Source organism: Halobacterium sp. KA-4, from assembly GCF_021028995.1.
In the GTDB taxonomy this organism is placed as follows: Archaea; Halobacteriota; Halobacteria; order Halobacteriales; family Halobacteriaceae; genus Halobacterium.
On record NZ_JAJJZG010000004.1, the window covers coordinates 105447 to 125660 of the forward strand.

The 20214-nt window shown below is 65.4% G+C and carries 23 protein-coding genes; 12 read left to right on the forward strand and 11 right to left on the reverse strand.

The window, feature by feature from the left end; genetic code table 11:
• Positions 1 to 43: 43 nt before the first annotated feature.
• Positions 44 to 1180, forward strand: coding sequence for a sensor histidine kinase (locus tag LPA44_RS05940; RefSeq protein WP_230888671.1), 1137 nt, complete (start codon positions 44 to 46; stop codon positions 1178 to 1180).
• Here the strand turns inward: LPA44_RS05940 and LPA44_RS05945 are convergent.
• The 5 genes from LPA44_RS05945 to LPA44_RS05965 form a co-directional block, all read right to left on the reverse strand.
• Entirely contained in the window at positions 1174 to 2088 is a 915-nt protein-coding gene (locus LPA44_RS05945; RefSeq protein ID WP_230888672.1) for a 1,4-dihydroxy-2-naphthoyl-CoA synthase, read from the reverse strand. The two genes, LPA44_RS05940 and LPA44_RS05945, sit on opposite strands and share 7 nt — an antisense overlap.
• A gap of 36 nt (positions 2089 to 2124) precedes the next feature.
• Positions 2125 to 2499, reverse strand: a complete 375-nt coding sequence (locus LPA44_RS05950; RefSeq protein WP_230888673.1) for a hypothetical protein — start codon at positions 2497 to 2499, stop codon at positions 2125 to 2127.
• Between the two features lie 26 nt (positions 2500 to 2525).
• A complete protein-coding gene (menD, locus tag LPA44_RS05955; RefSeq protein WP_230888674.1) occupies positions 2526 to 4283 on the reverse strand; it encodes a 2-succinyl-5-enolpyruvyl-6-hydroxy-3-cyclohexene-1-carboxylic-acid synthase in 1758 nt (585 codons plus the stop codon).
• Entirely contained in the window at positions 4280 to 5608 is a 1329-nt protein-coding gene (locus LPA44_RS05960) for an isochorismate synthase (RefSeq protein ID WP_230888675.1), read from the reverse strand. The genes menD and LPA44_RS05960 overlap by 4 nt, the downstream gene beginning before the upstream one ends.
• 432 nt (positions 5609 to 6040) lie before the next feature.
• Positions 6041 to 6637, reverse strand: coding sequence for a sulfite oxidase-like oxidoreductase (locus LPA44_RS05965; protein WP_230888676.1), 597 nt, complete (start codon positions 6635 to 6637; stop codon positions 6041 to 6043).
• A gap of 156 nt (positions 6638 to 6793) precedes the next feature.
• On the opposite strand from LPA44_RS05965, the gene LPA44_RS05970 reads away from it, so the two are divergent.
• From LPA44_RS05970 to LPA44_RS05980, 3 genes are all read left to right on the forward strand, one after another.
• The gene (locus tag LPA44_RS05970; RefSeq protein ID WP_059056697.1) at positions 6794 to 7012 is read left to right on the forward strand and encodes a DUF7120 family protein; all 219 of its coding nucleotides are present in this window, start codon (positions 6794 to 6796) and stop codon (positions 7010 to 7012) included.
• A gap of 115 nt (positions 7013 to 7127) precedes the next feature.
• A complete protein-coding gene (locus LPA44_RS05975; protein WP_230888677.1) occupies positions 7128 to 7406 on the forward strand; it encodes a UPF0058 family protein in 279 nt (92 codons plus the stop codon).
• Between the two features lie 93 nt (positions 7407 to 7499).
• Positions 7500 to 9590: a DUF7527 domain-containing protein gene (locus LPA44_RS05980; protein WP_230888678.1), complete on the forward strand. Its 2091-nt coding sequence runs from the start codon at positions 7500 to 7502 to the stop codon at positions 9588 to 9590.
• A 16-nt stretch (positions 9591 to 9606) separates the two neighbouring features.
• Here LPA44_RS05980 and LPA44_RS05985 read toward each other — a convergent pair whose 3' ends face one another.
• Positions 9607 to 9909, reverse strand: coding sequence for a hypothetical protein (locus LPA44_RS05985; RefSeq protein ID WP_230888679.1), 303 nt, complete (start codon positions 9907 to 9909; stop codon positions 9607 to 9609).
• A 238-nt stretch (positions 9910 to 10147) separates the two neighbouring features.
• On the opposite strand from LPA44_RS05985, the gene LPA44_RS05990 reads away from it, so the two are divergent.
• Positions 10148 to 11473, forward strand: a complete 1326-nt coding sequence (locus LPA44_RS05990; protein WP_230888680.1) for an adenylosuccinate synthase — start codon at positions 10148 to 10150, stop codon at positions 11471 to 11473.
• Between the two features lie 63 nt (positions 11474 to 11536).
• Positions 11537 to 11956: a CBS domain-containing protein gene (locus LPA44_RS05995; RefSeq protein WP_230888681.1), complete on the forward strand. Its 420-nt coding sequence runs from the start codon at positions 11537 to 11539 to the stop codon at positions 11954 to 11956.
• A gap of 71 nt (positions 11957 to 12027) precedes the next feature.
• Here the strand turns inward: LPA44_RS05995 and LPA44_RS06000 are convergent, their stop codons facing one another.
• Entirely contained in the window at positions 12028 to 12456 is a 429-nt protein-coding gene (locus tag LPA44_RS06000) for an Hsp20/alpha crystallin family protein (protein ID WP_230888682.1), read from the reverse strand.
• A gap of 109 nt (positions 12457 to 12565) precedes the next feature.
• On the opposite strand from LPA44_RS06000, the gene LPA44_RS06005 reads away from it, so the two are divergent.
• Both LPA44_RS06005 and LPA44_RS06010 read left to right on the forward strand, forming a co-directional pair.
• Positions 12566 to 12760, forward strand: coding sequence for a methytransferase partner Trm112 (locus LPA44_RS06005; protein ID WP_230888683.1), 195 nt, complete (start codon positions 12566 to 12568; stop codon positions 12758 to 12760).
• Positions 12761 to 12802: 42 nt separating this feature from the next.
• Positions 12803 to 13363, forward strand: coding sequence for a DUF7524 family protein (locus tag LPA44_RS06010; protein ID WP_230888684.1), 561 nt, complete (start codon positions 12803 to 12805; stop codon positions 13361 to 13363).
• 3 nt (positions 13364 to 13366) lie between these two features.
• Here the strand turns inward: LPA44_RS06010 and LPA44_RS06015 are convergent, their stop codons facing one another.
• Positions 13367 to 14446 (reverse strand): DR2241 family protein, encoded by a 1080-nt coding sequence (locus tag LPA44_RS06015; protein ID WP_230888685.1) that lies wholly within the window; start codon positions 14444 to 14446, stop codon positions 13367 to 13369.
• Complete coding sequence (locus LPA44_RS06020; RefSeq protein ID WP_230888686.1) at positions 14446 to 15327, reverse strand: CbiX/SirB N-terminal domain-containing protein; 882 nt, start codon at positions 15325 to 15327, stop codon at positions 14446 to 14448. The genes LPA44_RS06015 and LPA44_RS06020 overlap by 1 nt, the downstream gene beginning before the upstream one ends.
• A gap of 113 nt (positions 15328 to 15440) precedes the next feature.
• Here LPA44_RS06020 and LPA44_RS06025 point away from each other — a divergent pair, with 113 nt between their 5' ends.
• Complete coding sequence (locus LPA44_RS06025) at positions 15441 to 16607, forward strand: LolA family protein (RefSeq protein WP_230888687.1); 1167 nt, start codon at positions 15441 to 15443, stop codon at positions 16605 to 16607.
• On the opposite strand, the gene LPA44_RS06030 is transcribed toward LPA44_RS06025, so the two are convergent.
• The gene (locus LPA44_RS06030) at positions 16608 to 16910 is read right to left on the reverse strand and encodes a DUF7521 family protein (protein WP_230888688.1); all 303 of its coding nucleotides are present in this window, start codon (positions 16908 to 16910) and stop codon (positions 16608 to 16610) included.
• A complete protein-coding gene (locus LPA44_RS06035; RefSeq protein WP_230888689.1) occupies positions 16910 to 17254 on the reverse strand; it encodes an ArsR/SmtB family transcription factor in 345 nt (114 codons plus the stop codon). The genes LPA44_RS06030 and LPA44_RS06035 overlap by 1 nt, the downstream gene beginning before the upstream one ends.
• Positions 17255 to 17341: 87 nt before the next feature.
• Here LPA44_RS06035 and LPA44_RS06040 point away from each other — a divergent pair, with 87 nt between their 5' ends.
• From LPA44_RS06040 to LPA44_RS06050, 3 genes are all read left to right on the forward strand, one after another.
• Complete coding sequence (locus LPA44_RS06040) at positions 17342 to 17818, forward strand: DUF7523 family protein (protein ID WP_230888690.1); 477 nt, start codon at positions 17342 to 17344, stop codon at positions 17816 to 17818.
• Positions 17819 to 17878: 60 nt separating this feature from the next.
• Positions 17879 to 19360: a cysteine--tRNA ligase gene (gene cysS / locus LPA44_RS06045; RefSeq protein WP_230888691.1), complete on the forward strand. Its 1482-nt coding sequence runs from the start codon at positions 17879 to 17881 to the stop codon at positions 19358 to 19360.
• A gap of 76 nt (positions 19361 to 19436) precedes the next feature.
• On the forward strand, positions 19437 to 20069 hold the full coding sequence (locus LPA44_RS06050; protein ID WP_230888692.1) for a DUF6517 family protein: 633 nt from the start codon (positions 19437 to 19439) through the stop codon (positions 20067 to 20069).
• Positions 20070 to 20214 lie beyond the last annotated feature (145 nt).

Sequence of the window (20214 nt, forward strand, 5' to 3'; positions counted from 1 at the left end):
CTCGGTTCCGGAGCGGTTAGTCGCTACTGCTGTCACGCTCAGTATGTTTGTCGTCGTGGAGGGCGTCGTCCGCCTGCGCGACGGCAAGTTCGTGGAAGGAACACAACTCCTGTTCGCGGGCGAGTTCCTCGTCGGCGCGCTCACGATGGCGCCGTTCGTCGTAGGTATCGCATACGCAGGGTACTGGCTCGACCGAAGCACCATCGAGCCCAGCGGCTACACTCGCGTCTGGTGGTGGACGGTCGCCGGTACCGCCGCCGCCGTCGGACTAAACGTCGCACTGATGACCGTCCTCCCAGTCCAGTCAACGCAAACCCTGGTCGCGTGGCTGCGATGGGCTGTCGCGGTTGGCGCCGGTCTCGGAGTCGGCATCGGCGTGACTGAGGCGCGGGCCATCCAGCAAGCGACGGTAGCCGAACGCAACGCCGTCCGCGCCGAACACCTCGAAGTCCAGCGCGACCTCCTCGACTACCTCAACAGCCTGCTACGCCACGAGGTATTGAACGCCGCGAACGTCATCTCGGGCTACGCCGACCTTCTGCAAGCCGAACACGAGGAAGGGACGTCCGGGTACGAACACAGCGAGACGATACGCCGAAAGAGCGACGAGGTGACAGGAGTGGTGCAGGACGTCCGCGTGCTGTTGCACGCCACCGAGGAACGCGCGGACTTCGAGCGGGTTGATGTCGTACCGATTCTCCACGAGGAACTCGAGAAGCTCTCGGATCTCCACGAGGACGTGGTCATCGAGACGGACCTTCCGGAAACGGCGGTTGTCCACGCGGACGCCCTGCTCCCGCGGGTGTTCGGGAATGTGCTGGCGAACGCCGTCGAGCACAACGACAGCGACCCACCGAAGGTGTGGGTTCGCAGCCGCGTGAACGAGGACACTGTCACCGTCGACGTCGAAGACAACGGCCCGGGCCTCCCAGAGGAGGACATCCCGACGTTATTCGAGCGGCCGTCGCGCCGGGCCGCCGACCACGGCCTCGGGCTGTATCTGGTTGCGCGACTCGTCGAGCACTACTGCGGAACCGTCGAACTACTCGAAACCGGCAGCGAAGGGTCGACGTTCCGTATCACGCTCCCACGTGAGCCACCCGAAGAATCCACTGCGTCGCCGTTTGTCGACCCGTTCAGCGGCGAGCGAGCCGAACAGTCCACGGGTGACGGTCAGTAGTACCAGGGATAATCAGAGAAGTCTGGGTCGCGGCCCTCCATGAACGCTTCGCGGCCTTCTTTTGCTTCCTCAGTCATGTAGCCGAGGCGCGTGGCTTCACCCGCGAACACTTGCTGGTCGACGAGGCCGTCGTCGGCCATATTGAACGCGTACTTCAGCATCCGCATCGCGGTGGGGGACTTCGACGCCATCTCGTCGGCCCACTCCAGGGCGACGTCCTCGAGGTCCTCGTGGGCGATAACTTCGTTGACCATCCCCATGTCTTCGGCTTCCTCAGCGGAGTACGTCTTCCCGCGGAAGAAGATCTCGCGGGCCTTCTTCTGCCCGACCTGCTTGGCGAGGTACGCTGACCCGAAGCCAGCGTCAAAGGAGGCGACGTCAGGGTCCGTCTGGAGGAACTTCGCATGCTCGTCGCTGGCGAGCGTCATGTCACAGACGACGTGCAGGGAATGCCCGCCGCCGACTGCCCACCCCGGGACAACCGCGACCACAGGCTTGGGCATGAACCGAATCGCACGCTGGACTTCCAGAATGTGGAGGCGGCCCGCTTTCGCCTTCTGGACCGTCTCGTCCTCCTCGGTTGCGGCTTCGTCCTCGCCGCGGTACTCGTAGCCGGACTCGCCACGCACCGACTGGTCGCCGCCAGAGCAGAACGCCCAGCCGCCGTCCTTCGGACTCGGGCCGTTCCCCGTGAGAAGCACACACCCAATATCGGTCTGGCGTTTCGCGTGGTCGAGCGCCTCGTGGAGTTCGTCGACGGTGCCCGGGCGGAATGCGTTCCGGACCTCGGGGCGGTCGAACGCGATGCGGACCGCGTCGACGTCCACGCCGCGGTGATAGGTGATGTCCTCGAAGTCGCAGTCCGCGACCGGCTCCCACCGGTCGGCGTCAAAGATGTCCGAGACCATACCCGAAATCGGGCGCGGACGGCGCAAAAAGGTTCCTTACTCGGCGGCCTCCTCAGCGGACTCCTTGGACGCGTCGTCGAGCACGCGCTCGGGGATGACCGACGGTGGGGACGCGTCGAAGGGACCGTCGGGGTCGGTCACCCATAGCGTGAGGTAGACGACACAGGCCGCGACGACCGCGGTCGGGAACTGGAGCGTGAACACGCCGTAGACGACGGTCGCGCCCATCGTCACAGCGGCGACGGTCTCGCGGTTCGTCCCGCCCGCGTACAGGAGGACAGCGACAACCGCGCAGCCGAGCGCGACCGCGAGGCCGACAACGATTTCGTTGGCGATTGCGCCGACGTACAGCAGTCCGAGCACACCAGCAAGTGCAGCGATGACGGCGAGTTGCGTCGTGGTGGAGGGCATCGAACCGACGTGCTGCGTCGAGTTCCTTAGTCGTTGAGGTTGCGTTCGACGGCGGCGGCGAGGCGTTCGCGCTCTCGGTGGCTGGCTTCGGCGTCCGTCTGGACTTCGATAACCTGCGTGCCTGGCGAGCCAACGGACTCCCGGTAGGCGTCTCGGAACCCATCAAGCGTCTCCACGCATGCGAACTCGAAACCGTAGACGTCGCCGGTCGGTTCGAAGTCGAGGCCGTGGGGCGTCTTGAATTGGCTCGTGAACGGCGGGTCGTACGTCTCGATGGGAAGCATGTGGAAGATGCCGCCGCCGTCGTTGTTCACGAGGACGATAGTCGCGTCCACGTCGCAGCGGTCGAGCGCGAGCAAGCCGTTCGCGTCGTGGTAGTATGCGAGGTCTCCCGTAATCACGACCAGCGGGTCGTCAGTGGCGCTGCCAGCGCCGAGTCCCGTCGACGTGATGCCGTCGATGCCGGAGGCGCCCCGATTTCCGAGTACGGTCAACTCGGCGCCTCGCGGTCGCGCGAACCGGTCGAGGTCGCGGACCGGCATGCTGTTCGAGACTATTACGGTAGCGGGGCCGGGCGCGTCGTCGGTCGCCGCGGCAACTACGTCGCCCTCTAGCAGCGTCTCGCGCTCGAAGGCGTCGACGGCGTTCCAGTAGTCGGCTTCGAGTGCCGCGACGCGGTCTGTCCAGTCGCTCGCGGAGCGGTCGACGCGCTCGGCGAGCGCGCGCGCCGTCTCGGTCGGGTCTGCAACCACGAGGTCCGACGCGGTGAACGTGGCTTCGCGCCATCCGCCTGCGGGGTCGACGAGGAACTGGCGGGCGTCACTATCATGGAGGTAGGTGCGCAGCGGCTTCGACGTCGGCGACGCGCCGAAGCGGAGGACAACGTCGGGCTCAGGGAGGGGTGTGTCGTCTGCGGCGAGGAAGCCGTCGTAGCCGCCGACGATGTGGGAGTCGGAGACGTGCTCGCCGAATCGAAGCCCCGAGAGTGGGTCCGCGAACACCGGGAAGCCGGTTGCGTCGGCCAGCGTTGCGGCGGCGTCAATAGCGAGGCCGTGCGCGTCGTCCGGGCCCGCGACGACGAGCCCGCGGTCCGCGGATTTGACGGCCTCCGCGAGTGCGTCGAGGGTTGCGTCGTCGGGTGCCGCGGGATTCTGGTGGACGTCGACGAACGGCCCGTCGCGGCCCTCGGCGGCCAGCGGGTGCTCGTCGGCGAAGTCCTCGGGCACGTCGCCCCGGACTTCCACGGGTTCCAGCGGCTTCTTGAACGGGATGTTGAGGTGGACGGGACCGGGGTTCGCGCCGGTCGTCTCACCAACGGCACGACATATCGACGTCCGCAGCGAGCGGAGTTTGCGGTCGTCGGCCTCCGGTTCGGGGAGTTCACGGAAGTGGCGGACAGCGTCCCCGTAGAGTTTGGTCTGGTCGACGGTCTGGTTCGCGCCCGAGTCACGGAGTTCCGGCGGACGGTCGGCCGTGAGGACGAGCAGCGGAACGCGCGCCTGATTGGCCTCCATCACGGCGGGATGGAAGTTCGCGGTCGCAGTGCCGGACGTGGAGACGACGGGCGTGGGTTTGCCGGTTCGTTTCGCGCGGCCGAGCGCGAAGAACGCCGCCGACCGCTCGTCAAGGTGCGAGAACACGTGAATGTCGTCGTGTTCGGCGAGCGCGACGGTCAGCGGCGTCGATCGACTCCCCGGGCAGACACAGGCGGCGTCAACGCCCGCGCGAACGAGTTCCTCCACGGCGGCGCGCGCCCATAGCGTGTTCCGGTTCGGCGCGCTCATTGGCGGACCTCGTCCAGAATCGGCTGGTACTTGAGTTGGACCTCGTCCCACTCTTCGCTGGGGTCGCTGTCCGCGACGATGCCGTTACCCGCGAACATCGTCACCGTCTGGTCCCGGGCGACCGCCGATCGCAGGCCGACCGCGAACGTGCCGTCGCCGTCGCCGTCGAACCAGCCGACGGGCGCGGCGTACCAGCCGCGGTCGAACGTCTCAGTCTCCCGAATCACATCCAGCGCCGCATCCGGCGGCAGCCCACCCACAGCAGGTGTCGGGTGCAGGGCTTCGGCGACGTCGAGCACGTGCGTGTCCTCGCTCACGTCCGCGGTAATCGGTGTGCTCAGGTGCTGGATGTTCGAGAGCTTGCGGACGCTGCGATCGCCCACGGAAACGTCGCCGAACGCGCCGAGCTGGGCAGCAATGGTGTCGGTGACGAGGCGCTGCTCGTGACGGATCTTCTCGCTGTCCCGCAGCCGTGCGGCAAGTTCGGCGTCCTCTTCGGGCGTGTCGCCGCGACCGACCGAGCCCGCGAGCCCAACCGTCTCCACGCTGGTGTCCTGGAGTGTCACGAGGAGTTCGGGGGTCGCACCGAGGAACGCTGCGTCGCCGGTCGGCTCCACGAGGAAGCGGAAACACGACGGATACGACTGCCGGAGGCGCTCCAGCAGGTCGCGGGGGTCGAGGTCGCCCGCGAGGTCCGCGCGCAGTGCGGTCGCCAGGACGACCTTCTGGAGGTCGCCGGCTTCGATGCGCTCGACGGCGTGCTCGACCTGCTCGCGCCACGACGCCTCGTCGCTCGTGGGGGTAGTCGATTCGACGCCGGGCCGGGGGCCGCTCGGCTGCATCGCGGGCAGCGACTCGATTTCCTCGCGGGCGTCCTCGAGCGCCGCCTCGACGTCGGCGGGGTCGACGTCCTCGCCTGCTCGCGTGACGGTCAGCCACGTCTCCTCGCCTGCGCTCGCCAACTGGACTTCGGGGAGCACGAACTGCGCGGCGGGGAACCCGGTCCACGTGCCGGCGGGGGTGTGGTTGTCGTGGAACGCGAACCCACCGAGTAGTCGGGGGCGGGCAACTTCGGGGCCGTCGTGGTCCGTGTCGTCGAACAGCGCGGTCGCCCACTCGCGGACGGCGTCGAAGCGATTGTCGCCGGACGCCGTCACGGTGGCGGCGGTGCCGACGCCGGACAGTTCGAGGCCGTCCGGGTCCGCCCAGTGGATGCGGGGCGCGCCCCGTGCCGCCAGGAACGCCCGATAGGAGACGTCGGCCACCCGGCAGCTCCTGCTCACGACCGCCCCGCGGGCGGCCGCTTCGCCGGACAGAGAACTCATTATTCGAGGTTCAGGACGCTGCGACTAAATAGCCTATCTTTTTTCGAGGAGAGAATCCCGTCCTTCGGGGCGGGCGTGAATCCGACAACGTATGTCAAATCCATGCTCGCCAGGAATTCGGGTATTTAACTCGAACGCTGTGGTTGCATGACGTACGCTGAGGCGGCATGACCGCCCACGTAATCGGATAATATCGGGACTTCGGAGACTCAGGATGTTCGAGATGCTCTCTCGAAGGGCTGTGGTGTCTCACCCAAGATAACTCCGAGTCCCCTGCCGGGATAGGAGTAACGGCGGTGTGGCCCCGCCATCGGCCTGTCATGCCGACCGGGTTGTAAACCACCAAATAGCCCACCTCAGCGGCGCGGTACCGTGGGAAGCCGCGCCGTGAACGGCGAGGAATAGGTCACCCTTCGGACCGCAGGGCCGCGATTAGCTGTACCGGTCTTCGGCCCACGGATCAGCGGTGTTCGAGTAGCCGCGCTTCTCCCAGTAGCCCCGTTCGGGCTCCGTGAGGAACTCCACACCGTCAACCCACTTCGCGCCCTTGTAGGCGTACTTGTGGGGCGTAACGACGCGCAGCGGGCCGCCGTGTTCGCGGGGAAGGTCCTCGCCATCGAACTCCCACGTAAACAGGACTTCCTCGCGCATGCAGTCCTCCAGCGGAAGGTTCGTCGTGTAGCCGTCAAGCGCGTGGAACATCACCGTCGTCACGTCCTCGTCGACGCCCGCAAGGTTCGCAAGGCGCGGGAACGTGACGCCCGTGAACTCGCAGTCGAGTTTCGACCAGCCAGTGACGCAGTGGAAGTCCTGGCGCTGCGTGACGCTCTCGAGATCCCTGAATTCGTCGTAGGACAACGAGAGCTCGTTCTCAACGGCGCCCGTCACTGTGAACGTCCAGTCTTCGCGATCCCAGTTCGGCGTCCCGCCCTTCGACAGCACGGGGAACTTTGACGTCTCGCGCTGGCCGGGCGGCAGTCGGTCGTCCCCGAACTCCTCGTAGAGGTCCGTGACGTCCACGACAGTCATACCCTCGAATAGGGGCCGCGGCCACCTATTCCTACCGACTCGGGGCTGCGCTGCCGGTTTCGAGAATCGTCGGAGTTGCGGGCTCAGCCCGGAAAACGCTCCGAATCCGCCCCCGTCAGGCTTAAGAACGGTGGCGGCGAAGCCCCGCCCAGAACGATGCCCCAGATCGAAGTCAACATCCCGGACCAGATCGAGATGCAGATTGCACAGCTCGTCGAACAGGGGGAGTTCGTCAGCCGCGAGGAGGCCGTCGAACAGCTGCTGTCGTCGGGAATTCGCGCATACAAGACCAGCGGCCCGTCCGAGGAAGAGGAGGGAGCCGGCCTCGAAAGCGAGGGCGGCATGATGGGTCACGAGGACGAGTACGTCTTCTAGACCGAGCGGGCGGCCGGCGCGCCCACACACCACCCCGTCGCGTCGTCTGCGTGACGGGCGTGGTACGCTGTCGCAGACAACGCTTAAACGCCCGAATTCCCTACCCTAACTAAGCATGCACAAGGACGAGCTCCTCGACCTCCACGAACAGATGGTGCAGATCAAAGACCAGTTCCTCCAGTTCGACAACGTCGACGACAACGCCTTCCGGGCGTACGAGGAACTCGAAGTTGATCCCTCCCACGTCCACAAGTCCAAGAGCGAGCACAAACACGCCGTGTTCCTGCTCGGGAACGCGCTAGCCGCGGCGATGAGCGAGGATGAGTTCTCGAACGCCGGTCGGCTCAGCAAGCGAATGAAAGAGCTCGCCGACGACGCTTCCGGCAAGCTATAGAGGGTTCTTCTCACGGGCTCGTCGCCGTCAGACGCACGTAGGGCGTCCGTCCGCCCGGAAAGTCTTATACGCGCGCCTTGCCTTCCAGTGGGTATGCAGGCACACACGGTCGAGCGGGTGGAGTCCTGGGACTCCCGGCCGTTCTCGGGCGGATTCCGCGAGCTACACAGCCTCGCGGACCAGGAGTTTTCGGGAGCGGTCGTTACCGAAGGCACGTGGCTGTTCATGTTGAACGGCCGCGTCATCGGCGTCTACGAGGGTGACGTCGAGGACTTCGGTGACGCATCCGGGACGGTGTACGAGGCACCCCATCCCAGCGTCGCGCTGTTGTTTTCGATGCAAGAGCGCGGCGGCGAGACGCAGGCGAAGTACTACACGAATGACACGCCGCTGTCGGAGGCCGCCGACACCCTGAAGAACGCGAGCTTTACGGGCTATATCGAGCTCTCCGAGAACGTTCTCTCCGGCGATTACTACGTCGTCTACTACGGCGGCCGCTCGATGAGCGCGGCGTTCGTCGGTGCCAGTGAGGAACTCATCACGGGCGACGAGGCCTTCGAGCTCGCCGACGATGAGGTCGGCGTCTACGAGGTCAAGAAATCCCCCGTGAACGTGACGGAGCTCCCGGAAGCCGAAGACCAGCCGACTTCGACGGCAGGCGCGGCAGGGAGCACCCACGAGCCAGAATCCGACGACGCAGAGCCCGACGAAACCACCGACGAAGCTGAGGAATCGCGGACGCAGCCGAGTGAATCCGGTGACGAGTCCGCCGAAGAGGCTGCCGAGTCTGAACCGACCGCCACCCGGAGCCCTCAGTCGGCACCGGCAACCGACACGTCTGCCGATACTGCGACGGCATCAGATTCATCGTCCAAAGCACCTGATACGGCCGAAGCGTCGACAGGTAGTGCCGAGGCAGCCGAAGCGTCAACAGATGCTGCCGAAGCAGCCGACCCACGCGCGCAAGCAGCGACGAAGCAGTCGGAGGCGAGCAGCGAGAAGCCGACCGACGCCGAGGCTGCTGCGGCACGCGCGGCTGGCGAGGAGGGCGTCTTCGACCAGGAGGAGGAGTGGCGCAACGCCAGCTCGGTGCCGACGCTCGCCCCCGAGAAGAGCCAATCCACTGATGGGGGCGCAACACGCTCGCAGTCGGCGTCCCGGAACGCGAGCGCCAAGCAGTCGACGTCGTCGTCCACGAGCACGAAGTCGAGGGCTAAGTCAAGTAGCACGGCCAAGAGTAAGGGCAAGCAGTCCCGCTCAACCGTCGAGAAGCTTAAGCGCGCCGTCAAGCAACGCGACGAGAAACTCGAAGAGGCTGCCGAGCGCGTCGACGAGCTGGAATCCGAGCGGTCGGACCTCCGCGAGCGCGTGGAGACGCTGGAAGCTGAGCGCGATGAACTGCAGACGCGCGCCGACGAACTCGAAGCACAACTGGAAGCCGCTGGTGGCGAGGACGTAGCATCGGAGACGGACCTTGCGCCGGCGGCGGCGCTGTCCGGGACGAACCTGTTTGTACGGTACGGGTCGAAAGGAAAGCCGACGCTCGACGATCTCGGACCGGAGACGGACCTCGATGCGGTGAACGAGAACCTCCGCATCGAGCACCATACGCAATTCGAGGCAGCGGACGCGACCGTCGACGGCGAGGACTACGAGTCGTTCCTCGAAGCATCGGCGGCCTACCGATTCGTTTCGTGGGCGGTCCGGGAGCTGCCCTTTGAGATTCGGGACGCCGGCCACACCGACGGGCTTTCGAACCTCTATCAGGCGTTACCGGACGTCGACCGCGCGGAACTCGATGGTACAGTTGCCGTCGATACCGATGACGGCGCCACGTCGCGGACGTTCGACGTTGTGCTCCGGGATCGGATGGGAGACCCGCTGGTGGTCGCGGAGTTGAATGCCGAGCGTGAACCTGTGACTGGTGAGGAGATGGGAACGCTCGTCGACGATGCGACCGCGGTTCGTGAAGGCGCCGACGAACTCAGCGCGGCGATGTACGTCACGTCGTCGTTCTTCGAGCCCGCAGCATTAGAGACGGCGAGCGAGGAGACGGGCGGCGGCGGCTTCCTCAGCCGCAACGACAAGGAGAGTTTCGTGAAGGTGGGCCGGAAATCCGGCTACCACCTCTGTCTCATCGAGGACCGCAACGATGCGTTCCACCTGACCGTCCCAGAACTGTAGACGGGACGTGACGGCGTTATTCGGCTTCCGCGGCAGCGTCGATTTTCATTGCTTCCATCTTGTCGACGAGGCCGTCGACTTTGCCGTCGAGTTCGTCGACGAACTCGCTGGTGCGCTCGGTCGTGATAGCTCCCTGCGAGGACGGCTCGATGAGGTTCTCCTCTTCGAGCACGCGCAGCGAGTACCGGACCTTGTGGTGTGGGTAGCCGGTCTCGTTGGACATCTTCACGATACCGATGGGTTCGTTCTCGATGACCATGCGGAGAACCTGCAGATGGCGCTCCAGCATATCGACTTCCTTCTCAAGCCGGTCTATCATGGCATTTGTTAACTTGTCTTGGCGGGGGTTTAAAGGTTGTCGTAGGTCTCCGGCGAGAAAGTGACAGTATTCGCTTGCGATTGGCAACAGTTAACGCTTGCGCCCAGCGCCGACAGCGCCCCTATTCTGCCCGTTCGTCCAACATCTTGACCACTATCTCACCACGATATGCACACACGTGCCTACTTACGGCGGCGAGACCGTAACCGGTTTGACGACGCTGGTGGAACGCACGGGTATGACCGTCACCATCGTCGGGTCGCAACTCGGCGACGAAGGCAAAGGCGGCGTCGTCGACCTGTTCGGCGACGCGGCCGACGTCGTCGTCCGATATCAGGGCGGAGATAACGCCGGCCACACCGTCGTCGTCGGCGGCGACGAGTACAAACTCTCGCTGGTCCCCTCCGGGGCTGTCCGCGGGAAGACCGGCGTCCTCGGAAACGGCTGCGTCGTCAACCCCGAGACGCTGTTCGACGAAATCGACGCACTCCGCGAGCGCGGCCTCGACCCCGACGTCCGGGTCGCCCGCCGCGCCCACGTCATCCTGCCATACCACCGCGTGCTCGACGGCATCGAGGAGGACGTCAAGTCCGACTCGGATCTCGACGCCGGAACCACGGGCCGCGGCATCGGCCCGACATACGAGGATAAGGCCGGCCGCCGCGGCGTCCGCATCGGCGACCTCCTTGACCCCGAAGTCCTCCGCGACCGACTGGAGTACGCCGTCCCACAGAAGCGCGCGCTCTACGAAGACGTCTACGGCGGCGACGCCGGCGAGGAGTTCGACGTCGAAGCGCTGTTCGAGCAGTACCGTGCGTTCGGCGAACGCATCCAGAACGAAGGAATGGACGTCAACGCCGGCGACTACCTCGCCGACCGTATCGACGACGGCGACAGCGTAATGCTGGAGGGCGCGCAGGGAACCAGCCTCGACATCGACCACGGCGTCTACCCCTACGTCACGTCCTCAAATCCGACCGCAGGCTACGCCGCTACCGGCACCGGCCTCGGCCCGACCACCGTCGGCAAGGGTGAAGTCGTCGGCGTCGTGAAAGCCTACCTCTCCCGCGTCGGCACCGGCCCACTCCCGACCGAACTCACCGGTGACGACGAGGATCTCGCGGAGTACATCCGCGAAGAAGGCGGCGAGTACGGCACCGTCACTGGCCGTCCGCGCCGCGTCGGCTGGCTCGACCTCCCGATGCTTCGCCACGCCGCGCGCGCCAACGGGTTCACCGGTCTCGCCATCAACCACCTCGACGTGCTCGCTGGCCTCGACGAGGTGAAGGTCGGGCACGCCTACGAACTGGACGGCGACACCATCTACTCGATGCCCGCGACGACCGAGCGCTGGGGCGACTGTGAGCCCGTCTTCCGGAGCTTCGACGGCTGGCCGGAGTTCGACCCCGAAGCGGTCGCCGCCGAAGGCTACGACGCGCTCCCCGAGCAAGCACAGAAGTACGTCGAGTACGTCGAGTACGAACTCGACACCGCGGCCTACGCGCTCGGCGTCGGCCCCGGCCGCGAGGAGACGGTCGTCCAGCAGAACCCCTTCGAGCAGTAACGAGGTTCGCGGCCATCGCGTTTTTTCTGAGTGCGCTGGTACCCCCGCGTGGGGAGAGTGCGAATGCCAATCCGAGACATCGCCGCCACGGAGGTTGTAACGGCCGCACGAACGGACAGTGTCACGGACGTCGCGGAGACGATGGCCGACGAGCACGTCGGCAGCGTCGTCGTCGAGGAGGAGTCGCTGCCCATCGGCATAGTCACGGACCGCCAAATCGCCACAGAGCTCGGCGACGACCCCGAACTCGGGTACGAGCACGTCGACGAAATCATGACTCGGGACGTGATGACCATCGACGCGGACGCGGGCGTCTACCAGGCGGCCCAGGCGCTCGCCGACGAGGGCGTGCGGCGCGCGCCGCTCGTGGACGACGACGAGGAACTAGTCGGCCTCGTCTCTCTGGACGACATCCTCTACACGCTTGAGGAGGAGTTCGACGCCGTCGGGGACATTCTCGAAGCACAGTCGCCGCGCGCGTAACTCGGACGGCCGCGCTTTTTTCGGATTTGTAGGAGTACGCGCTCGAAAAACGTGGACAGCGAACCGGCCGCCTACTGGATCTCGACGCGGTGGCCGCCTGCTTCGCCTTCCTCGGATTCGTGTTTCGGGAGGACGACGGTCAGCACGCCGTTCTCGTATGTCGCCGAAACCTCGTCTTCGTTGATTTCCTCCGGGAGCGTAATCGTCCGGGAGACGTCCGTCTTCACTCGCTCCTTCCGGAGGTAGGAGAGTTCCTCGCGCTCCTCGCGTTCGGCCTTGTGTTCGGCGTCGATGTGGAGGGTGTTGTCCGTGACGCGGACGTCGATGTCCTCGCGCTCGTAGCCGGGGAGGTCGGCTTCCACGACGAACTCGCCGTCCCACTCACCGACGTCCACGGCGGCGGTGGCGATTTCGCCACCCACCGACAGCCGCGTCTGTTCGAGCTGTTCGCCCATCCGTTCGAGCACGTCCTCGATGTTGGTGAATGGCTTCTGTCGCATGGCGACTCCGGGAGGGACGACTCGCGGACACAACTTCAGGCTTCTCGCCGATTCGCCCCGCACTCGCGGAACCCGCACGCTTTTTGTCCGCGCCCTCGTCGGTTCGCGCATGAAAGAAGACCTCGTGGACATCATCTGCTGCCCGCTGGACAAACACGACCTCGACCTCGACGTCGAGGAGCGCGAGGACGACGAAATCCTCTCGGGGACACTCACCTGCACGGAGTGTGGCGAAACCTACCCCATCGAGGACGGCATCCCGAACCTCCTGCCGCCGGACATGCGCGAAGAAGCCCCCGCGTAACCGTCGGGAACCTTTTTCTTACCGCGCGACAATCCATCGTGCGTGCCCGAACGGCTGTCCGTTCACCTCAACCGCGACCACCCACGCGACCTGCAGCCGGAAGCGGCGTCGTTGGAGACGGACCGGTCGTTCGTTCTCGTCTTCGAGAACCACGGCGGCCCCGTCCACGTCCACCTCCACTTGGACGACGCGCTCGACGCGGTCGCGGACATCGCGGCCACACAGGTCTACGTTGACGAGGGCGAGACCCGCGGCGTCGAAATCGCGATCCCGCCTGACCACCCGCCGGCGAAGGGCTACGTCGAACTGTCCATCGGGTACGGCGCAGAGCAGGCGCGCGTGAACGTCACCGTCACCGACAAGCGAAAGGACGGCGGCCCGGACGTCGCCGTCGACGAGTCGCTCTCCGAGAAGTCCGAGCCCGCTCGCGACGAGGAATCCGTGGCGCTGGCGGACGTTGCGCTCCCGACGGCCGCCGCGGCTGCCGTCGTCGTGATCGCCGCGGCGCTCACCCTCTCGATTTCGGACTCGGTCGCGATGCTCATCGGCGTGCTCGCGCTGTTGGGCGGCATCGGGGTCGCCGCCTACGTGCTGGCGACGTGAGAACTATTCGTGGTCCTCGGGGTACGTCGGCGTCCCCGAGAGCCCGTGTTCGTCCATGCGCTTGGCGCGCAGGAACCGGGCGCGGTAGCGGTTCGCGCCCTCGTTGACGTCGGCTTCCCGAATCTCGTCGACGCGGCCGTCCGCGACCGCGTCCACGATATCCTCGAGTTGTTCTTTCTCCGCGGGCGTCAACTCGAACGTGTACTCCCGTGTGTCCTCGCGTTCGAGCGTCGTGAATTTTCGCGCTGCGGCGATGAACAGCGAACACGGCTCCCGGCACGGGAACTCGCCGTCGCCACGAGGCACGTCGAGTTCTTCATCCTCGCTTTTGTCCCACTCGCGGCGCTTCACGCACTGCGAGTCCACGCAGCAGGCTTCTGCCGCCCATTCGAGGGCTTCGTCGTCGAGTTGTTCGACGATGCTGTAGATGCCGGACTGGCGGCCCGCGACCTCGCTCCAGTGGTCGACGTCGAGTTCGCCCTCGCGCTCGCGGTGCCAGTTCGACACCGTCGCGGGATAGACGTAGTCGACCGTCTGCACAAGGTCGGAACCATCTAAGTCGACGAACGCCCAGCCGTGCGGGAGCGACGGGGCCGTCGAGAGCGGGCGGTAGCGTCCCTCGTCGTCGTGTTTCACGAGGTGGCGGGCTTCTAGCGGGTCCGTGTAGGCGTCGACATCCTCACCCAGGTCGTCCTCGTGGCGGACCTCGTAGCGGCGCTGCCCGCCCTCGCTGAGAACGGCGGTGACCGCGAGTTCGCCCCACGAGCTCGTGTGGCCGCCGCGGAGTTCGTCGTAGCGCTCGGGAACGTCGATGTCGTCGGCGCCTTCGAGCCATCGCAGGAACGCGCGTCGGGGCGTATCGTGGCCCTCGACAACGTGCTCCCAGTAGTACCAGTTAGTGGCGTACGGGTCGCCGGCGCGCTCCCGGAGCAGGTCTTCGCTGACCGTGAGCTGTTCGCCGGGCGTCTCCCAGCGATAGCCACCGTTCGCGGGTTCGACGACGAGGCCGTCGAAGTCGATGCCGTCGGCGGCGTGCTCGACGAGCGCCGCTTCGACGTCGTCGATGGTGTCGGCTGCGGACATCAGTCTCCCGCGCTCGTGGCGCTGTCACTCTCGATCTGCTGGCGCACGCGCTCGATGGCGTCGGCGAGGTCGGCGCCCGCGTCGTCGGCGCGCTCAAGGATCACGTCTGCGACCAGCGGCTCAGTTCCCACGGCGCCCGAGTACCAGATGCGGTGGCCGTCGACTTCCGTCGGGACGTCGTAGCCCGTGCGGTAGTCGTCGGTGAGGCCCATGTCTTCGGGGATGTCCTCCTGGGTGTGGAAGCCGTCGGCGACGAACAGCGGGACGACGACGATGTCCTCCGCGTCGAAGAACTCCGTGACGTCGTCGACCTCCGGGTCCTCGTCCATGAATACGGCCTTCACTTCCTCGAAGCGGCCGGTGTCGTGGATGCGGTCGGCGTGGTAATGGATGGCTTTCGCGGAGTTCTCGTTGCGCTCGGTGCCGTGGCCGACGACCGCGAGCCCGAAGCCCTCGCCGACGTCGGGATCGTCGGTGATGGACTTCGCGCGCTCGACGATGACGTCGCTCATCGAGTCGTGGGTGCCGACCGGCCCGCAGTAGTGGACGGTCTTGTCGACGTCCTTGGCTTGTACGGTGACGTGGTCGGCGTCCGTGCCGTCCGAGTCCCAGTCTTCGGGGTCCCACTCGTTGAGGCGGAGTTCCCGGGGGATGACTTGCTCCGTGAAGTAGCCCTCGGAGATGAACAGCGGAACGACGAACACCTCCTCGGATTCGAGCGTGCGCAGTACTTCGCGGAACGACGGCTCTTCCTTCCAGAACGCCTCCCGGACCTCGTCGAAGGCGCCCGACGCGCGGATTGTGTCCGCGTGTGTGAACGCCGGATCCGACGAACCCGGGTTGAGGTGTGAACCGTGGCCGACGATGACCAGCGCTTGCATGCTCTTTCGTTGGGGAGATGCGTCCTTAGTGGCTTCGCAACCGGCGGCCAACGACGCGAGTAGCGGACAAATTCGCCCCTTTTATCCTTTTGTGCGAGAATCACGTCCTATCGATGGGGCGACAGACACTGCTGGCGGTCGCGGTCGCTGCCCTCCTCGTCACGAGCGGCTGCACCGGCCTTGACGTCCTCGCGGACGACACGGCGACGCCGCCGGACGTCGACGTCGCCCAGCGCTACGACTCCCTCGACACCCTTGAAGCGACCCGGGTGACCACCGTCGACTCCGGGAACACCACCAACGAGACCCGTGCGCTCGTCCGCGTCGACTTCACGGGCAACCCACCCCGCCGGTACCAGCGAACCCTCGCGCCCGAATCCCGTGCGGGCGACGTGATGGTCGTCAACAAATCCGAGTCACTGCTGTACGACACCGACGAGAACACCGTGACGCACGTCCCACGGTCAGGCGGGGCGACCAGAAACCAATCCGCGTACCTCGAACGAATCGTCGCGTCCGCGCGCAGCGACGACGTAGCCAAACCATCGGACGGCGTCTCGCCGCTTCCGGTTGTCCCCACGACCCGGACCGGGCCGCCGATCCCCGAAAACGCCATCGAGGGCTTCGAAGTCGAGTACATCGGAACGCAGGGCGTCGCCGGGCGGACCGCGCACGGGTTCGAGTTGACCGCGGTCACGGAAGCGGCGCTGACCGCAAACCAGACGCTGTGGCTGGACAGCGAGTACTACTACCCGTTGAGGACCAGCTACCGCCTCGATTACCAGAACCGCACTATCGAGGCAACGTCGCACCTGGAGAACGTCACCTTCAACGCCGACCTTTCCACGGACGCCTACGACTTCGACGTCCCCGAGAACGCGACGGTGGAGACGCTGAACGTCTCTACTCGGACGTTCGACTCTCCGAGCACGCTCCGCAACCACGTCGACTTCTCAATCCCCGACCCCGACGTCCCCACGGCGTACGAGTTCGAGGAGGCGCGGTACCTCAACGGGAACCTGACACAAGCCGCTCTCCAGTATATCACGGCCGACGACCAGCGACTCATCGTCACCAAGACAATATCCGGGCCGAACGCGACACTAGGATTTAGATCCGGAAAGCACGTCACCGTCGCGGGCCACGACGGCCAGTACATAACGACACCACGGAGCAAGTTCGTGTCGTGGTCATGCGGCGACGCCCGATACACCGTGGTCGCGACCGGCCTCGACGAGGAGTCACTGTTGACGGTCGCCGACTCCGTCGCCTGCAAGTAGCTACGACGGCCGCCGATACAGCGAATACGCGATACAGAGCAAGCCCGCGAGCTGGAGCATCCGAACCACCAGCCGGAACGGCGCTTCGAAGGTCGCGTCGAGGACGCCGTACCGGAGCATCGCGGAGCCAACGAACGTCGCGGTGTACGTTACCGCCGTTAAGAGGACCAGCCCCGCTGAGAGATACTGCATCGGCACGCTCTGGTGGCGGCGGAACCCCCGGTAGGCGTGGTAGCCGATGAATAGCCCGACGGCGGTCGCGGCGAACGACGCGGCGACATTAACGACGTAGAGTGCATTCATTACAGTCCCTCCCACATTCTCGTGAAGCGGTCGGCAACGTCCTCGGACTCACACTCAACCTCGGTGGTGAACTCGCCGTCGTCGAGTGCGAGCGTGAACCGGCGGAACGTCGCACGGTAGACGCGGTGGTGGTTGCCGTCCGACCGAACGTTGATGGATTCTTCGAGCAGTTCGTGGTCGGTCAGATCGTCAATTCGCCGATACACTGTCGCGGTTGACGCGTCACAGGCCTCGCTCAGTTGGCTCGCGGACATGGGTTCCGTGCTCGCCGCTGCGAGGATGGTGCGGGCGTGCTCGTCGTCAAGCAACGAGAGCACCGACGTCGGGTCGCTGTCCTCGCTCACGGCGCGTCGTACTCACCACGGGGGTTTAAAATGGCGGAGTGCTCGCAGGCGCTGAGACTTATGCCTCCACGGCGACGAACCTGAGATATGACTCAGGCGGCGGTGACACGTGCGGCAGTCGACGAGCATCCGTTCCTGCGGCGAGCGCTTCGCGCGGGCGTCGTAAACCACGCGGCGGCCGCACGCTTCCTCGACGTCGACGGCGACGAGGACGCAGTCGCAGCGGCGATTCGGCGGTACAGCGAGGACCTCCCAGGATTTGACACCGACTCGCGGGACGCACGCGTTTCGATGCAGTCCGGGCTTGGCCCCAGCGACGACGGCCTCCTGTTCGTCGCGGGCTGTGGGTTCGAACCCGGCGAAGGTGATTTGACCGCGCTGCTTGTGAGCGGCAGGGTAGACACGCGGACGCTTGCGGCAGCGCTTGAGCGCCTCCACGTCGTGGACATCGACCCGGTGGCCGCGGGCGTCGCCGAGGACACGCTCGCGGTGGTCGTCGAGCGGCGGGACGGCGCGGACGCGTTGCGCGTCATCGAGGACGCGCTCGACACGGTACCGGCCTAACCACGACAGACGCCGTCAGTTCCGACGCTTTGAAACGCCGGCGCGCGTACGTACCGCTGTATGACTCTCTACGTGTCGAACACCCTCTCCGGCGAGCAGGAGGCGTTCGAGCCCCACAACCCCGAGCAAGCTCTCGTGTACACCTGTGGGCTCACGGTCTCCGACGACGCCCACCTTGGGCACGCTCGCCTCTGGGTGCAGTCGGACGTGATGGCGCGGTGGCTCTCACACGTCGGCTACGACGTCCGCCACGTCCAGAACTTCACGGACGTCAACGAAAAGATCGTCGCGCGCACCGGCGAGGATGACCTCGGTACCACCGAACAATCGGTTGCACGCCACTACATCGACTCCGTCATCGAGGACATGCGCGACCTCAACCTCCAGCGCGCGGAAGTGTACCCGCGAGTCTCCGAGCACGTCCCCGAAATCATCGATCTCGTGGAGACGCTTATCGAGGAGGGGTACGCCTACGAGGCCGACGGCTCCGTCTACTTCGACGTTACCGCCTTCGAGGACTACGGGAAACTCTCCGGCCAGCAGGTCGAGGAGATGGAAGCACAAGGCCCCGAGTCCGAGCAGTCCGAGAAGCGCCACCCCGCGGACTTCGCGCTCTGGAAGGCAGGTGCGGTCGCTCCCGAGGATGCCAACGAACACCGGAGCGACGACCTGCCGCCCCTGGAGGAACCCGCGGGCCAGACGTGGGAGTCGCCGTGGAGCGAGGGCCGGCCGGGCTGGCACATCGAATGCTCGGCGATGAGCATGACCCACCTCGACGACCACATCGACATCCACGTCGGCGGGCAGGATCTCGTGTTTCCCCACCACGAGAATGAGGTCGCACAGAGCGAGGCCGCAGCCGGCGAGCCGTTCGCGAAGTACTGGCTGCACGTCCGCCTCCTCGAAACCGAGGGCGAGAAGATGAGTTCCAGTCTCGGGAACTTCTTCACAACGAAGAACGCCATCGAAGAGTTCGGCCCGAACGTCGTCCGGATGTTCCTCGTGTCCACGTCGTACACGCAGCGCCAGACGTACTCCGAGGAGACGATTCAGGAGGCCCAGCAGCGCTGGGAGCGCCTCGAACGGGCGTACGAGCGCGCGACCGACGCCACCGACAGCCCGGATGCGTACGCGAAAGTCGAGGCCGAGGACCTCCGTGATGCGGTCACGCAAGCCCGCGAAGAGTTCGAAGCGGCGATGAACGACGACTTCAACACGCGTGCGGCGGTGAGCGCGTTGCTGGAACTCGCGTCTGCCGTTCATCGGTACGTCGACGCGACCGAGCGCTACGACTACCGCGGGCTCGTTGACGCCATTGAGACGTTCGAGGAGTTGGGTGGGGACGTACTCGGCTTCCAATTCGTGACCGTTGACGGTGGCGAGGTCGAACTCGCTGGCGACATCGTCGACCTTGTCTTGGATATCCGAGAAGAAGCCCGTGAAGAAGGCAATTATGAGCGTGCCGATGAACTTCGTGACCGCCTTGAATCGCTCGGCGTCACCGTTGAGGACACCGACGAGGGTTCGACCTACCGACTCTAACTCCCCATCGGATCGAAGTTGCCGGATTGACACGAAAGCCACCAAGCTTATTCCTGCCGGCCGGGTTCTGTTCTCCATGCACCGACGAACGGCGGTCGCCGTAGCGCTTGCTGCACTAATCGCGACCAGCGGCTGTCTCGGCATCCTTGGCGGGGACGGCGTGGAAGTCTCGGCGTCGAAGGCCACCGTTTCCGAGAACGCCCTCCAAGAGACAGGGTACGAGGAGGCCCGCGTGAACGAATCGGAAGTCACCCGAGAGTACTCCGTGGCGGGCCAGTCGCGGAATGTCACCGTCACCAACTGGATAGCGATGTACGAACGCACCGTTGACGTGCCCGTCCTCGGCGAGCAGCGCGCCGCAGTCTTCGGCGCGTTCTCCAGCCCCGAGGTGAGCGTGCTTGGCCAGTCGTTCAACCCGATCAAAGACTACTCGGATCGCGAACTCGCCGAACTCGCCCAACAGCAGTACGATGGTCTCTCCGTCGGGCAGGCCATCAATGCCAGTGAAATGACCGTGCTCAATGAGTCCACGGAGGTTACGAAGTTCGAGGGCACCGCCGAGATTAGCGGGCAGTCCGTGGACGTCTACGTTCACGTTACGAGGGTCAAACACGACGGCGACTACGTCGTCGCGGTCGCCATCTATCCCCAAGACCTTGACGGCGAGCAGGAGCGCGTCGAGACGCTGCTGGCCGGCCTCGAACACTAACGCGATAACTCCCTCGTTTTCCGGCTCACGCGCTCGAAGTGTTACGTGCGTTCGAGTACGCCGCCCAGCAACGACTATAATCACCCCACCATCTCTTTCTATCCGTATAAACTGGATATACGTCCAATAAAACTCCTGTGCGACC

Bases quoted from the DNA above. Each gene is read 5' to 3' on its own strand.
- LPA44_RS05940 (WP_230888671.1), top strand. From the start codon at position 44: ATGTTTGTCGTCGTGGAGGGCGTCGTCCGCCTGCGCGACGGCAAGTTC.
- LPA44_RS05945 (WP_230888672.1), bottom strand. From the start codon at position 2,088: ATGGTCTCGGACATCTTTGACGCCGACCGGTGGGAGCCGGTCGCGGAC.
- LPA44_RS05950 (WP_230888673.1), bottom strand. From the start codon at position 2,499: ATGCCCTCCACCACGACGCAACTCGCCGTCATCGCTGCACTTGCTGGT.
- menD (WP_230888674.1), bottom strand. From the start codon at position 4,283: ATGAGCGCGCCGAACCGGAACACGCTATGGGCGCGCGCCGCCGTGGAG.
- LPA44_RS05960 (WP_230888675.1), bottom strand. From the start codon at position 5,608: ATGAGTTCTCTGTCCGGCGAAGCGGCCGCCCGCGGGGCGGTCGTGAGC.
- LPA44_RS05965 (WP_230888676.1), bottom strand. From the start codon at position 6,637: ATGACTGTCGTGGACGTCACGGACCTCTACGAGGAGTTCGGGGACGAC.
- LPA44_RS05970 (WP_059056697.1), top strand. From the start codon at position 6,794: ATGCCCCAGATCGAAGTCAACATCCCGGACCAGATCGAGATGCAGATT.
- LPA44_RS05975 (WP_230888677.1), top strand. From the start codon at position 7,128: ATGCACAAGGACGAGCTCCTCGACCTCCACGAACAGATGGTGCAGATC.
- LPA44_RS05980 (WP_230888678.1), top strand. From the start codon at position 7,500: ATGCAGGCACACACGGTCGAGCGGGTGGAGTCCTGGGACTCCCGGCCG.
- LPA44_RS05985 (WP_230888679.1), bottom strand. From the start codon at position 9,909: ATGATAGACCGGCTTGAGAAGGAAGTCGATATGCTGGAGCGCCATCTG.
- LPA44_RS05990 (WP_230888680.1), top strand. From the start codon at position 10,148: ATGACCGTCACCATCGTCGGGTCGCAACTCGGCGACGAAGGCAAAGGC.
- LPA44_RS05995 (WP_230888681.1), top strand. From the start codon at position 11,537: ATGCCAATCCGAGACATCGCCGCCACGGAGGTTGTAACGGCCGCACGA.
- LPA44_RS06000 (WP_230888682.1), bottom strand. From the start codon at position 12,456: ATGCGACAGAAGCCATTCACCAACATCGAGGACGTGCTCGAACGGATG.
- LPA44_RS06005 (WP_230888683.1), top strand. From the start codon at position 12,566: ATGAAAGAAGACCTCGTGGACATCATCTGCTGCCCGCTGGACAAACAC.
- LPA44_RS06015 (WP_230888685.1), bottom strand. From the start codon at position 14,446: ATGTCCGCAGCCGACACCATCGACGACGTCGAAGCGGCGCTCGTCGAG.
- LPA44_RS06020 (WP_230888686.1), bottom strand. From the start codon at position 15,327: ATGCAAGCGCTGGTCATCGTCGGCCACGGTTCACACCTCAACCCGGGT.
- LPA44_RS06025 (WP_230888687.1), top strand. From the start codon at position 15,441: ATGGGGCGACAGACACTGCTGGCGGTCGCGGTCGCTGCCCTCCTCGTC.
- LPA44_RS06030 (WP_230888688.1), bottom strand. From the start codon at position 16,910: ATGAATGCACTCTACGTCGTTAATGTCGCCGCGTCGTTCGCCGCGACC.
- LPA44_RS06040 (WP_230888690.1), top strand. From the start codon at position 17,342: ATGACTCAGGCGGCGGTGACACGTGCGGCAGTCGACGAGCATCCGTTC.
- cysS (WP_230888691.1), top strand. From the start codon at position 17,879: ATGACTCTCTACGTGTCGAACACCCTCTCCGGCGAGCAGGAGGCGTTC.
- LPA44_RS06050 (WP_230888692.1), top strand. From the start codon at position 19,437: ATGCACCGACGAACGGCGGTCGCCGTAGCGCTTGCTGCACTAATCGCG.